Raw genomic sequence first — 12,168 nt, forward strand, 5'->3', positions numbered from 1 at the left:
TTTATAACTGTTATATTTAACAGTTTTACAACATTGTTACTGACAGCTCCTTGCCTAAGGCGCGTGCAGCTATTTGCACAGCATCAATTTTTGTCGCGTGTTTTAAATCGAACAAACGGGTAATTTCCTGCTTAGGCCTGCCGATCCTGTTTGCCAGCTCCTGCTGGGTGATTTTTGATTCAAGAAAGGCATTTAACAAAAGAACCTTCGACGCAATGCTCAGGGGGATTTCCACATAGTCACCTTCAGCGCCAACCGCCGAAGGTAAAGGAATCGGTTCGTTATCGTCGAAATAGAATTCAAAAGCGGTCACCAATGCAGACTGCGCAGCCTGCAAAGCCCCATGACGGGTTTCGCCCTGGGTTAATGCTTCAGGAATATCCGGGAAAGAAACCACGAATCCACCTTCCACGGCGGGGATTAGATTAACGGGATAACGCATGATTTTTTCGAAATCTCTCATATAATTAACCTCATATAGATGATGACTGTAAACCAAGCTGCTTCAGGATCGATTTTCGCAAGGCTTCTTTTATTTCATCACCAGGATGCCTGGGCATAACGCTACGCCTTCCCTGATACCTCAACTTCAGATGATTTGAGCCGTTTGTAACAGCCACTCCCTGAGATTCAAGCCAGCGTCTGAACTCACTTTGCTTCACTGCGCCTCCCTGTCGTCTATTATACGCACAAAGTAAACATTTATGATTACCTTTTCATTACCTCGCTAGTGATAGCGTAAAATCACTCGCATGGGGAGGACGCGATTCAATAACAGGAATCCAGGTTCCAGATTTCATATCAGCCAGGCCAACCTATAACAGCGCGACAACTGTTATGGTTAAAAAGAACTGTTCTGTTTCTGCCTTCCATTGCTTCGCAGCCTTAGAATTGCGCTAAATCAATTTTGCCTGCGGAGCTAAGCATGTTCGGTCTTGACGCGTTTCACCTGGCGAGGATCCAGTTCGCGTTTACGGTATCCTTTCACATCATCTTTCCGGCGATTACCATTGGCCTCGCCAGTTATCTGGCGGTGCTCGAAGGGTTATGGTTAAAAACGAAAAATCCGACCTGGCGCTCGCTATACCATTTCTGGTCGAAAATATTCGCCGTAAACTTTGGTATGGGCGTGGTTTCCGGGCTGGTGATGGCTTATCAGTTCGGCACGAACTGGAGTGGTTTTTCCGAGTTCGCCGGTAGCATCACCGGGCCGCTGCTGACCTATGAAGTATTAACCGCCTTCTTCCTCGAAGCGGGCTTCCTTGGGGTAATGCTGTTTGGCTGGAATCGGGTTGGCCCAGGACTTCACTTCTTCGCGACCTGTATGGTTGCGCTGGGTACTATTATTTCTACCTTCTGGATCCTCGCCTCCAACAGCTGGATGCAAACGCCACAGGGCTATGAAATTGTTAACGGGCAAGTTGTTCCCGTCGACTGGTTCGCCGTGATTTTCAATCCGTCATTCCCTTATCGTTTGCTGCATATGTCCGTTGCCGCCTTCCTGAGCAGCGCGCTGTTTGTCGCGGCATCAGCCGCATGGCATTTATTGCGCGGTAATAGCACGCCAGCAATTCGCGCTATGTTTTCAATGGCGCTGTGGATGACGTTAATCGTCGCTCCGCTGCAGGCCTTAATTGGCGATATGCACGGGTTGAATACGCTGAAGCACCAGCCTGCAAAAATTGCGGCGATTGAAGGACACTGGGAAAATCCGCCCGGTGAACCGACCCCGCTGCTGTTGTTCGGCTGGCCGGATATGGAGCAGGAGCGCACCCGCTATGGGCTGGAAATCCCGGCGCTGGGCAGCCTGATCCTGACTCATAGTCTGGATAAACAGGTCCCGGCGTTAAAAGAATTTCCGAAGGAAGACAGGCCCAATTCCACCATCGTGTTCTGGTCGTTTCGCATTATGGCAGGGTTAGGCATGCTGATGATCCTGCTGGGCGCGTTTGCCCTGTGGCTGCGTTATAAGGAGCGGCTATACACCTCACGTCCTTTCCTGCGTTTTGCATTGTGGATGGGGCCCTCCGGTCTGATTGCCATCCTTGCTGGCTGGGTGACCACCGAAGTTGGCCGTCAGCCGTGGGTGGTTTACGGTTTGCAACGTACGGCGGATGCGGTTTCCGCACATGGTGATTTACATATGAGCATCAGCCTACTGTCTTTCTTTGTGGTGTATAGCTCGGTGTTTGGCGTGGGTTACAGCTACATGATCCGCCTGATCCGTAAAGGACCACAGGAAGATGAGCCGACCATTCCACCAACAGGCACGCCGGCGCGGCCGCTTTCTGCTGTCGTTCTCGATTCTCAACCGGAGGCACACCGCTAATGGGTATCGATTTATCAGTTATCTGGTTTGTAATTATCGTGTTCGCCACGCTGATGTATATCGTGATGGACGGTTTTGATCTCGGGATCGGTATTTTATTCCCTGCGATTTCGGATGCGGATGACCGCGATGTGATGGTCAACAGCGTCGCCCCGGTATGGGACGGTAATGAAACCTGGCTGGTGTTGGGTGGCGCCGGATTATTCGGCGCTTTTCCCCTGGCCTATGCGGTGATTGTCGATGCGCTGACGATCCCATTGACCCTGATGCTCATCGGCCTGATATTTCGCGGCGTCGCGTTTGAGTTTCGCTTCAAAGCCACGCCGGCGCATCGACCATTCTGGGACAAAGCTTTTCTCGGCGGTTCAATCCTCGCGACATTCACTCAGGGTATTGTGGTCGGTGCCGTACTCAACGGGTTTTCCGTCACCGGACGCAGCTACAGCGGCGGTCCTTTCGACTGGCTGACCCCCTTTACCCTGTTCTGCGGCGTGGGCCTGGTTGTAGCCTACGCCCTGTTGGGGGCAACATGGCTGGTGATGAAAAGCGAAAATCCGTTGCAGGATAAAATGCGCTGCGTGGCAAGAAAACTGCTGCTGGCGATGCTGGTTGTCATTGCCATTATCAGTCTGTGGACGCCGCTGGCGCACAGCGCCATTGCCGAGCGTTGGTTTAGCCTGCCTAATCTGTGGTTCCTGATGCCGGTTCCGCTCCTGGTTGCGCTGATTAGCCTCTGGCTGTGGCGCTCGCTGGGTCAGCAAAACAGCCATACGCTGCCTTTTGTATTGACGCTGGGGCTGATTTTTCTCGGGTTCAGCGGGCTGGGGATCAGTATCTGGCCCCACATCATTCCACCGTCCATTACGCTGTGGCAGGCGGCAGCTCCGGCGCAGAGTCAGGGCTTTATGTTGGTTGGCGCGCTGCTGATTATCCCGATAATCCTGGTGTACACCTTCTGGAGCTACTACGTTTTCCGCGGCAAAGTTCAACATGGTGAGGGGTATCATTGATGCAACAAACAATCTGGAAACGCCTGATGTGGCTGGTGATCCTCTGGGGCGGCAGCGTGCTGGCCCTGGCCGCCGTTGGTATGTTCTTTCGTCTCCTGATGACGGCCGCCGGATTTAAATCCTGATTCTCTCTCTGATAACAACCGGGCAGCGCTGCACTGCCCGGTTGTGACAAATCCCAACGTTATCTAAACAAAAATGTAAAAAACATCGAAATGACAAAACAGAGATTGTCATTAACCCGATTAAAATATTGAATAGTCACATGGCGAAATTATCGTCAATTCCGCAGCTAACGTACCAGAGGGTGCATGATGTTTAAGAAAGGGTTAACGGTGTTATTGCTGGCCAGCGCGCTTTTTTCCGGTCAGCTTCTCGCTACTAATCAGGGAAATGAATATCTTCAGGTGCAGGATGCCGATCACTTATTACGACACACGGCCGACAGCGATGAACTACGAATGACGGCGGAAGAATCCGCCGCCGATCTTCGCGAACACCATTACTGGCAAAAATCACGCAAACCCGATACACATCAGAGCTAACCGTTAGCTTTTACGCTTTGGCAACGTTTTCAGCAGTTCTTCAGGGCTGACGGAAGCCACCACGCTGCCCGGCAACGGCATCTTCAGAATGTGATGTTTCATCTTGCCGATCACGTGCATTTCGCACGGTCGGCAATCAAATTTCAGCGTCAGGACCTCATCGCCGTTAACCAGCTGCATCGGCGTGGCTTTCCAGCTTTTGATATTTCCTTTCGCCTGTTTCGGACACAGGTTAAACGCAAAACGCAGGCAATGTTTGGTGATCATCACCGGCACATCGCCCTTTTCTTCATGCGCCTCATAGGCGGCATCAATCAACTGCACGCCATAACGGTGATAAAACTCTCGCGCTTTATGGTTGTAGACGTTAGCCAGAAAGCTCAGATGCGTTTGCGGGTAAACCGGCGCCGGCTGGGCAACCGGTTTACGGCGACCGCGCTGATAGTTTTGCAAACGAGCTGCATCCAGCATGTCGACCGCTTCACGTCGCAGCTGATTCAGTTGACCGTTCGGCACGAACAATGCTCCCGGCAGATTCACCTGAATATTACGGGCGTAATACAGCGTTTGTCCCAGTTTTGCCAGGCCATCCTGCAGGTTGCTCAACGCTTTTTCTGCATTGTTCGCTTCCTCAAACTGGCCGTCCAGCGTATGGGTGATACTCACCCCCTCCTCACTGGTGAGCGTCAGGATCAACTGTTCCTGCCAGCCGCCCAGCTCAATATCGACCGCGACGCGGCGTTCGCTGGAGGTTTTGGTCAACGCTTGCTGCCAGTTATGATCGAGATTGCGGTTCAGCGGATGGTTGGCGCGCACTTTGTGCAGGTCGGCGGGCATTTCATTCGGCCACACCCGATAACGATTGTGCCCCGTTTTTTCAACGGTGTTGGCGCGAAATCCGACGACCTCACGCTTGATTAACACGTTCAGACCATCCCCGTTGGCCAGCGGTTCTGTTACCTCAACATCGAGATGATCTTTTGCCACCTTCAGGACTTCGCCAACCGGCAGACCGATGAACTTTGGTGAGTCGAATGCGCCGATATCCCCCTTACGGGCATTCACAAAATAATCGGTGCTGCCGCGATGGAAGGTCTTTTCCGTGGATGGAGTAAAGAAATGTTCGGTACGCCCGGCTGAAGAACGGGCAAGATCGCCGCGCTCTTCAATAATGGCGTCCAGCATCTGACGATAATGCGCGGTAATATTCTTCACATAGCTCATGTCTTTATAGCGCCCTTCAATTTTGAAGGAGCGCACGCCTGCGTCAATCAACGCGCCGAGGTTGGCGGTCTGATCGTTATCTTTCATCGACAGCAGATGTTTTTCATAGGATACGACGCGCCCCTGATCGTCTTTCAGGGTATACGGCAGGCGACAAGCCTGAGAACAGTCACCGCGGTTAGCGCTACGTCCGGTTTGCGCATGTGAAATATAACACTGGCCTGAATAGGCGACGCACAGCGCACCGTGAATGAAAAATTCAATAGTCGCATCCGTAGCCTGATGGATGGCGTTTATTTGCTCAAGGCTCAGTTCGCGCGCGAGGACAATTTGGGTGAATCCGACGTCAGAAAGAAACTTCGCCTTCTCGACGCTGCGAATATCACATTGGGTGCTGGCGTGCAGCTCAATGGGAGGAATATCCAGCTCCAGAATCCCCATATCCTGCACAATCAGGGCGTCAACGCCGGTCTGATACAGATCGGTAATTAATCGCTGTGCGGGCTCCAGCTCATCATCATGCAAGATTGTATTCAGCGTCACAAAGATTTTCGCCCCGTAACGATGCGCAAACGGCACCAGTTCGGCGATATCTTTCAGACTGTTACTGGCGTTATGACGCGCGCCAAAACCCGGTCCGCCAATGTAAACGGCGTCAGCACCGTGCAAAATGGCTTCACGTGCAATGGCGGTATCCCGGGCCGGGCTTAACAATTCAAGGTGATGAGGCTGCTGGCGCATACAGTTGTTACCATCCACAAGTGGTAAAAATGGCGGCTATTGTAGTCACAAGCGCGGCTTTTCGGAATAGTTTTCCCGATTAACCGCGCGGGTAATGGATCAGGGAATGAAAGTGAACCGTTTGTTCGCTACTGTTACGGTAGCTATGCGCCCTGTCTCCCGCAAAACGCACCCCCTCGCCGGATTTCATGGTGCGCCACTGCCCCTCAATACACATATCCAGCAGCCCATTTATCACCACCACGTGCTCTATAACGCCGGTTTCATGCGGAGTCGATTCACTGAGTGCGCCGGGTGCCAGCTGTATCGAAAAATGATCGAAGCACAGCTGTGGGTCCCACGGAAACAATGGCGTGACGACCATCGCCTGCTGCTGGGGATCGAATGTTGGCGCGCCGTCTGACTCTGGCGGTGAAATAAACGTCGAGAATGGCACGTTCAGTCCGGTAGCAATTTTCCACAATGTCGCCACCGTTGGGCTGGATTCGTTGCGCTCAATCTGCCCCAACATGGCTTTTGACACGCCGGTTTCCTCCGCTAAACGTGACAGGCTCCATTCCCGCTGGTGACGTAGCGTGCGGAGCGTTGTGGCCAGATAGTGGGTTAAGTTTTCCATTTTTCGCCTTCCTGACTCTCCTTTCTCAAGGCTACAGCTTAGCACTTGTACGCTATAACGCACAGTGCTACATTGATTGACCGTTATAACGCACACGGAGTGACTATGCGCGCATTTTCCATCCCACTACCCACCGTATTATCGGGGTTTGTGGCCGTCCTGGTCGGTTACGCCAGCTCGGCTGCCATTATCTGGCAAGCGGCCCTGGCCGCAGGTGCGACCACCGATCAAATCGCGGGCTGGATGACCGCGCTGGGGATTGCAATGGGCGTCAGTACGCTGGCGCTGACGTTATGGTATCGCGCTCCTGTGCTCACGGCCTGGTCAACACCTGGCGCCGCGCTGCTGGTTACGGGTCTGCACGGGGTATCGATTCAGGATGCTATCGGCGTTTTTATCGTAGCTAACGCGTTGATTGTGCTGTGCGGCATAACCGGATTGTTTGCCCGTCTGATGAAAATAATCCCCCACTCACTGGCATCAGCCATGCTGGCCGGGATCCTGCTGCGCTTTGGTCTGCAGGCCTTTAATAGCCTCAACAGTGAGCTTATTTTGTGCGGTAGTATGCTGGTGGCATGGCTGGTATTTAAAGTCACAGCCCCACGGTACGCGACGATCGCCGCGATGCTGGCGGGTATCGCTATCGCGCTAATAAAAGGTGACATTGTCACAAACGGAGTGGATTTGTCGCCGGTCATGCCTGCGTTTATAGCCCCACACTTTTCATTTGCCCACAGTATCAGCATTGCGCTACCGCTGTTTCTGGTTACTATTGCTTCGCAAAATGCCCCAGGTATTGCCACTATGAATGCGTCGGGCTATTCATTACCCGTTTCACCGCTCATTATCTTTACCGGCCTGCTGGCGCTGATTTTTTCGCCGTTTGGCGTCTACTCCATCTGCATTGCCGCCATAACCGCCGCAATTTGCCAAAGTCCCGAAGCGCATCCTGATGCCAAACGACGCTGGCTCGCCGCCGCCGCGGCTGGCGTCTTCTATCTTCTGGCTGGGGTGTTTGGCGGTTCAGTCACAGGACTAATGGCGGCACTGCCCGTAAGCTGGATCCAGATGCTGGCCGGTCTGGCCTTGCTCGGGACGATTAGCGGTAGTTTGTATCAGGCGTTGCATAATGAAGCGGAACGCGACGCAGCCATCGTTACGTTTTTGGTCACGGCCAGTGGCCTGACGTTATTGGGGATTGGATCTGCATTCTGGGGGCTGGTCGTAGGCGGTATCTGCTACGCCGTGTTGACGTTATTTCGCCGCACGTAGCTGCGTTGGCGTTTTACCGGTTACCTGTTTAAATCGGTTACTAAAATGGCTTGCCGAACTGAATCCGCAGGTCATCGCAATATCTGACAAACTGCGTGAAGTGTAACAGACCAGATGCTGCGCCAGCGCCATACGACGTTGCATCACGTACTGATGCGGTGCCATATTCATCGACTGGCGAAACATTCTGGCAAAATGGAATTCGCTAAGCGCCGCCTCGCTAGCCAGATCGTTCAGGGTGATTGGGTACGCCAGATGCGCGTCAATATAGGCCAGCACGTTACGCAAGGTGACGGGCGCGAGTCCCCCGGTGACGGTGGGCAGTCGCCATTGGACGTTGCTGTAATGCTGGATCAGATGCGTTAACAGTAGCGAAGATGCCGCGCTGAGCGTGAGGTGATTGGCCGGTTGCTGCCAGTCGTTATCAAGCAGAAACTGACGGTAAACCGCCGTGATCCCCGGGTCACTGCCAAACGTGTGCTCGTCCAGCGTGAAGCTATAGGGGCTTTTATCCCAGACTTTTTCACCCACTTCGCGTAGATGTTCGTCGGTACAATAGAGATGAACAAAGGAAAGATCGTCGCGGATATCCCAACTTGACTCGCTCTCTTTCGGCATCAGGCAAAAACGGTCCGGTCCGCCGCCATTCTTCCAGCCCCCCGCCGTTTTGTGGTAACTCTCGTAGCCATCCGCGATATATAAACTGAGCGTATGGTGATCGCAATACTGGGTGATGGTATCGCGCTTGTTTGACCAGGCCGCCAGTTGGATCCCTGAATGTAACGCAACCGATTCATGCAGCACGGCATTATGTTTGCGTAAGTTTTCAAAGGCATCGTAGGGCTGAGGCATACCATCACATTCAAAATAAGTTAGCAGGCTTTCAGTCTATAACAGCCACATATTGTTAACAGCTTCCTTTTCGCTTTTACGCTAAAAAAGCGCAAGATTTTGCAAGTCCGCCGCAAACCGATGAAAGCCTCCTGCCGCCAGACATGACACAGTGTGAACCTGAATCCAAAAAAGAGAGAGTTGTATGAACGCACTGTTGTACTGCCTGGTGGTGGTAATTTGGGGAACGACATGGATTGCGATTTATTTGCAGCAGGGCCCGGTTTCTGCGCCGGTTTCTATCTTTTGGCGCTTCGCCGTTGCCAGTTCGCTGATGATAGTGATCCTGCTGGTTAGCGGTAAATTACGCAAACTGTCTGGTCGCGATCATCTGTTTTGTCTGTTACAGGGTGGATGCGTTTTTTGCTTCAACTTCTGGTGTTTTTATACGGCTGCGGCCTGGATTAATACCGGCCTGGAGTCGGTGATTTTCTCAATGGCCGTCCTGTTCAATGCGGTCAATAGCTTCATCTTTTTTGGGCAAAAACCACCGCTGCGTTTCTATATCGCAGCCGGTCTCGGACTGACGGGCATTGTGACTCTGTTCTGGCAGGATTTGCTCAACAGCGGATTCAATCATTCCTTGCTGCTGGGTATCGGCTTAAGCGCCCTTGGAACCTTCGGTTTCTCATTGGGTAATATGATCAGCATGCGTCACCAGAAAAAAGGGCTGGAAGTGTTAACGACCAACAGTTGGGCCATGCTGTACGGCACGCTGTTGATCGCTGCCATTGCGCTGATGCGCGGGGACAATTTTACGCCACAGTGGACATTCAGCTATCTCAGCGCGCTGTTATATCTGGCTATTTTTGGCTCAGTGATTGCTTTCGGCGCTTATTTCACACTGGTAGGGCGCATTGGTCCCAGTAGGGCGGCATACAGCACCCTGCTTTTCCCGCTGGTTGCGCTAACGCTGTCAACATTGTATGAAGGATACGTCTGGCAAGTTAACGCTATTGCCGGATTAGTGTTGATTTTACTGGGGAATATGGTGATGTTTGCCCGACCAGAAGTGCTGATGGGTAAACTATTCTATCGACGCCGGGTGGCATAAAAAAACGCACCATCCTGAGATGGTGCGTTGATTATTATTGTGGTTTTTTGTTCGCGTCAAACATGGTGGCATCCGTCGCCATGTCATCAACAACTTTCTTCAACGTTTCGAATGTCATCGGCGTATTTTCGTTGCTCAGATCTTTACCTTCACCCTTACGTACAACTTTAACTACCGGTTTATTGGTCGCCGCATCAATCAACTCACCCTCGAAATAGAGGTTGGTATCCATGGTACGGTGACCCGTTGCCATTTGTGTTCCCGCAACGAGTAGCGCAACCGGGATCACTTCATAGAACTGCAGTCCTTCTTTGCTCGTTGCAACACCGGTAATCGCTCCGCGGAAAATCAGGCTACGTGGCCCAGGGGTAGTAACCAGGGGCTTACGCTTGCTGATGGCGGATTTCAACTGGGTATTGGTGTAGGTCAGCAGTTGATCAAGAACCTGCTGCCCTACCTGCGTGGTAGGTTTAGGAACCGGATAATACGTTACCGGGTTATATACAATGTTGTCATATTTGGATTCGTTGTAGCTCGGATCAACCCAACGGAGTACGGTTTGTCCCGATGCTGATTGTGTTTCCTTCAAATCAGAGTAATTTTTTAAAAACCCAGAATATTTATCCGGCGCAGTCACTTTTGACGCACAGCCGGATAATGCCAACAAGCCAGTAAGCACTGCAACTTTAAATAAAGTTTGAGTACGCATGAAACGATCCCTTTAGTTTTCGCAATGATGCTTAAAAAGGATAGCAAAACCGTTTCATTTTGGATGTACTAAAAATGGTAAACACCGCACAATTTTCTCTCTACGCCCGGCACAAAAAATGCTGAGCGCAGAAAGAGTTAACCCAGGCGGGAGGTTCAGGCAGTTTTGCGTGCCAGCATTGTGGCAAAGCGCAGTTTAATTCGATTACCGTTTTCATCCGTACGATGAAGTTCACCCACGTCTTCGTTATATTTCAGCAGATCCCATCCGCTGTAATAATTGCGCAATTCTCCGGTTTTAAACGCGAACGGGAAACCCACGGTACAAGGAAAATCATCGGTATCCATCGCCGCGACGATTAAGTTATATCCGCCCGGTTTAGTGCAACGCTGCATATTTTCAATAAGGCCAGGGATAGTTTTGGCTTCAAGGAACATCAGCACAACGGTAGAAAGAATAAAATCATATTCGCCGTCAAAGCGTAATGCGTTGAGATCCGCGACGTTCGCGTGCAGATTGGTCAGCCCTTCCGCCGCTTTGATACGCTCAAGGTTAGCGATGCTCATGGGATTTTTATCCAATGCTGTCACGTCATAACCGTTTGCCGCAAGGTACAGGCTGTTACGACCGTTACCGCAGCCCAGGTCTAACGTTTTACCTGGCTTAACAATTTTTGCCGCTTCAACAACATCGGAATGCGTACGAGTTAAATCATATTTCTCAGTAAAGTAGTTTTCGTCGCAAAGGGTCATTATTTATCCTCAGATTTCAGTAATGCAGCACGCTCCGTGCGGATGAGCAGTTTCCCCTGCATCAGCAATGCAAACGTACGTACCAGTAATAATGCAATGATAAAATTGGTAAAAATAAACAGTGGGATCGCCAGCGTATGAAAAAATCCTGACTCGCTACCGTGGCCCAGATGCAGCCCTGTTGTCGCCAGAGCCGACACGCCAAACGAGAAGCTCCAGAAAGATGCATTAAATGGCTGTGACAAATACCACGGCATGAGCCGTAGCATGAACAGCAGTTGCAGCAGACCATAGCCGAACAGCATTTTGGCTAACGTATCGCCCTCGCCACCGTTAACGCTAAGCCAGGCGCTGCAGGCGACCAGCGCAGGCGCCAGTTGAATGCCAAGTGAAGTACGTAACACCGCAGGCAACTCACCGCAGCTACGTAAACGTTGCAGAATCACCGGCTCCAGACTGAGCCAGGAAAAAACCCCGGCGCCCAAAAACACCAATCCTGCGTCGTTGAAACCCAGTGCGCCACAGGCCATTGCACTGATAAAGTTATTGGCGACGGTCGGTAGATACAGACCCGGCGTGGTGGCTTCCTCTGGATGCGATCCACGCCACAACCCTGCCGTTTGCCAGGCGGCGTAGGCCAGCTGTATCACCACGCCAATGCTGAACAACCCAATCGCCAGCGCTCGATACCACGGGACAAAACCAATCGCGACCAGCATCGTTGTGGCCGGAAACAGACTGACAAAGCTGCTCATCACCGGGTGACGAATTTCCGCCAATACGCTATGCGGAAAACGTAGTAAACGGCTCAGAAAAGCCAGCGTCAGCAGCCCCCAAATGACCATTGCGAGGATCACTAAACCGTCGCCAATCAAGTGACTCACTGGCCACACCTGACTGGCATAACGCCACGCAAACCCCATCCCAATGATGCCCAGTACCATGCCAAAATAACCGGCCGGAAGATTGAGGACCCGCTCACTCTGCTTGTTCTTACTCATTTTGTTTATTTTTTAAAGTATATT

14 protein-coding genes are annotated in these 12,168 nt (G+C 51.8%); 6 read left to right on the top strand and 8 right to left on the bottom strand.

What is annotated here, in order from left to right; genetic code table 11:
• Positions 1 to 25 precede the first annotated feature (25 nt).
• Both OGV75_RS16755 and OGV75_RS16760 read right to left on the bottom strand, forming a co-directional pair.
• Positions 26 to 442: a type II toxin-antitoxin system HicB family antitoxin gene (locus OGV75_RS16755; RefSeq protein ID WP_131341011.1), complete on the bottom strand. Its 417-nt coding sequence runs from the start codon at positions 440 to 442 to the stop codon at positions 26 to 28.
• Between the two features lie 31 nt (positions 443 to 473).
• Complete coding sequence (locus OGV75_RS16760) at positions 474 to 662, bottom strand: type II toxin-antitoxin system HicA family toxin (RefSeq protein ID WP_049259794.1); 189 nt, start codon at positions 660 to 662, stop codon at positions 474 to 476.
• Between the two features lie 263 nt (positions 663 to 925).
• On the opposite strand from OGV75_RS16760, the gene OGV75_RS16765 reads away from it, so the two are divergent.
• The 4 genes from OGV75_RS16765 to OGV75_RS16780 all read left to right on the top strand — a co-directional run bounded on the left by OGV75_RS16765 (position 926) and on the right by OGV75_RS16780 (position 3,884).
• Positions 926 to 2,329: a cytochrome ubiquinol oxidase subunit I gene (locus OGV75_RS16765; RefSeq protein WP_016153156.1), complete on the top strand. Its 1,404-nt coding sequence runs from the start codon at positions 926 to 928 to the stop codon at positions 2,327 to 2,329.
• Positions 2,329 to 3,339, top strand: coding sequence for a cytochrome d ubiquinol oxidase subunit II (gene cydB / locus OGV75_RS16770; protein WP_016153157.1), 1,011 nt, complete (start codon positions 2,329 to 2,331; stop codon positions 3,337 to 3,339). The genes OGV75_RS16765 and cydB overlap by 1 nt, the downstream gene beginning before the upstream one ends.
• The gene (locus OGV75_RS16775) at positions 3,339 to 3,464 is read left to right on the top strand and encodes a DUF2474 domain-containing protein (protein WP_003020230.1); all 126 of its coding nucleotides are present in this window, start codon (positions 3,339 to 3,341) and stop codon (positions 3,462 to 3,464) included. The genes cydB and OGV75_RS16775 overlap by 1 nt, the downstream gene beginning before the upstream one ends.
• 189 nt (positions 3,465 to 3,653) lie before the next feature.
• The gene (locus tag OGV75_RS16780; RefSeq protein WP_286481018.1) at positions 3,654 to 3,884 is read left to right on the top strand and encodes a DUF2554 family protein; all 231 of its coding nucleotides are present in this window, start codon (positions 3,654 to 3,656) and stop codon (positions 3,882 to 3,884) included.
• A gap of 3 nt (positions 3,885 to 3,887) precedes the next feature.
• Here the strand turns inward: OGV75_RS16780 and OGV75_RS16785 are convergent, their stop codons facing one another.
• The gene (locus OGV75_RS16785) at positions 3,888 to 5,849 is read right to left on the bottom strand and encodes a peptidase U32 family protein (protein WP_019076832.1); all 1,962 of its coding nucleotides are present in this window, start codon (positions 5,847 to 5,849) and stop codon (positions 3,888 to 3,890) included.
• A 79-nt stretch (positions 5,850 to 5,928) separates the two neighbouring features.
• Positions 5,929 to 6,465 carry a helix-turn-helix domain-containing protein gene (locus tag OGV75_RS16790; protein ID WP_016153160.1) on the bottom strand — a complete coding sequence of 179 codons (537 nt, stop codon included), beginning with the start codon at positions 6,463 to 6,465 and terminating at the stop codon, positions 5,929 to 5,931.
• Between the two features lie 105 nt (positions 6,466 to 6,570).
• Here OGV75_RS16790 and OGV75_RS16795 point away from each other — a divergent pair, with 105 nt between their 5' ends.
• The gene (locus OGV75_RS16795) at positions 6,571 to 7,737 is read left to right on the top strand and encodes a benzoate/H(+) symporter BenE family transporter (RefSeq protein WP_286480924.1); all 1,167 of its coding nucleotides are present in this window, start codon (positions 6,571 to 6,573) and stop codon (positions 7,735 to 7,737) included.
• Here OGV75_RS16795 and OGV75_RS16800 read toward each other — a convergent pair.
• Entirely contained in the window at positions 7,720 to 8,589 is an 870-nt protein-coding gene (locus tag OGV75_RS16800; RefSeq protein WP_046275602.1) for an AraC family transcriptional regulator, read from the bottom strand. The two genes, OGV75_RS16795 and OGV75_RS16800, sit on opposite strands and share 18 nt — an antisense overlap.
• Positions 8,590 to 8,773: 184 nt before the next feature.
• Here OGV75_RS16800 and OGV75_RS16805 point away from each other — a divergent pair, with 184 nt between their 5' ends.
• The gene (locus OGV75_RS16805; protein WP_016153163.1) at positions 8,774 to 9,682 is read left to right on the top strand and encodes a DMT family transporter; all 909 of its coding nucleotides are present in this window, start codon (positions 8,774 to 8,776) and stop codon (positions 9,680 to 9,682) included.
• A 34-nt stretch (positions 9,683 to 9,716) separates the two neighbouring features.
• Here the strand turns inward: OGV75_RS16805 and OGV75_RS16810 are convergent, their stop codons facing one another.
• The 3 genes from OGV75_RS16810 to tehA form a co-directional block, all read right to left on the bottom strand.
• Complete coding sequence (locus tag OGV75_RS16810; protein ID WP_286480925.1) at positions 9,717 to 10,391, bottom strand: DUF3313 domain-containing protein; 675 nt, start codon at positions 10,389 to 10,391, stop codon at positions 9,717 to 9,719.
• A 155-nt stretch (positions 10,392 to 10,546) separates the two neighbouring features.
• Positions 10,547 to 11,143, bottom strand: a complete 597-nt coding sequence (gene tehB / locus OGV75_RS16815) for a tellurite resistance methyltransferase TehB (protein WP_049282403.1) — start codon at positions 11,141 to 11,143, stop codon at positions 10,547 to 10,549.
• Complete coding sequence (gene tehA, locus OGV75_RS16820) at positions 11,143 to 12,144, bottom strand: dicarboxylate transporter/tellurite-resistance protein TehA (protein WP_049270261.1); 1,002 nt, start codon at positions 12,142 to 12,144, stop codon at positions 11,143 to 11,145. Before tehA ends, tehB begins: the two co-directional genes overlap by 1 nt.
• Positions 12,145 to 12,168: the final 24 nt, after the last annotated feature.

The sequence above is a fragment of the Citrobacter sp. Cb028 genome, from assembly GCF_030336705.1.
GTDB lineage: Bacteria > Pseudomonadota > Gammaproteobacteria > Enterobacterales > Enterobacteriaceae > Citrobacter > Citrobacter braakii.

What these genes read in the sequence shown, in the direction of transcription:
- OGV75_RS16775 (WP_003020230.1), top strand. Translation starts at nt 3,339, where the DNA reads ATGCAACAAACAATCTGGAAACGCCTGATGTGGCTGGTGATCCTCTGG.
- OGV75_RS16805 (WP_016153163.1), top strand. Translation starts at nt 8,774, where the DNA reads ATGAACGCACTGTTGTACTGCCTGGTGGTGGTAATTTGGGGAACGACA.
- OGV75_RS16810 (WP_286480925.1), bottom strand. Translation starts at nt 10,391, where the DNA reads ATGCGTACTCAAACTTTATTTAAAGTTGCAGTGCTTACTGGCTTGTTG.
- OGV75_RS16755 (WP_131341011.1), bottom strand. Translation starts at nt 442, where the DNA reads ATGCGTTATCCCGTTAATCTAATCCCCGCCGTGGAAGGTGGATTCGTG.
- OGV75_RS16765 (WP_016153156.1), top strand. Translation starts at nt 926, where the DNA reads ATGTTCGGTCTTGACGCGTTTCACCTGGCGAGGATCCAGTTCGCGTTT.
- OGV75_RS16790 (WP_016153160.1), bottom strand. Translation starts at nt 6,465, where the DNA reads ATGGAAAACTTAACCCACTATCTGGCCACAACGCTCCGCACGCTACGT.
- OGV75_RS16780 (WP_286481018.1), top strand. Translation starts at nt 3,654, where the DNA reads ATGTTTAAGAAAGGGTTAACGGTGTTATTGCTGGCCAGCGCGCTTTTT.
- OGV75_RS16795 (WP_286480924.1), top strand. Translation starts at nt 6,571, where the DNA reads ATGCGCGCATTTTCCATCCCACTACCCACCGTATTATCGGGGTTTGTG.
- OGV75_RS16800 (WP_046275602.1), bottom strand. Translation starts at nt 8,589, where the DNA reads ATGCCTCAGCCCTACGATGCCTTTGAAAACTTACGCAAACATAATGCC.
- tehA (WP_049270261.1), bottom strand. Translation starts at nt 12,144, where the DNA reads ATGAGTAAGAACAAGCAGAGTGAGCGGGTCCTCAATCTTCCGGCCGGT.
- tehB (WP_049282403.1), bottom strand. Translation starts at nt 11,143, where the DNA reads ATGACCCTTTGCGACGAAAACTACTTTACTGAGAAATATGATTTAACT.
- cydB (WP_016153157.1), top strand. Translation starts at nt 2,329, where the DNA reads ATGGGTATCGATTTATCAGTTATCTGGTTTGTAATTATCGTGTTCGCC.
- OGV75_RS16785 (WP_019076832.1), bottom strand. Translation starts at nt 5,849, where the DNA reads ATGCGCCAGCAGCCTCATCACCTTGAATTGTTAAGCCCGGCCCGGGAT.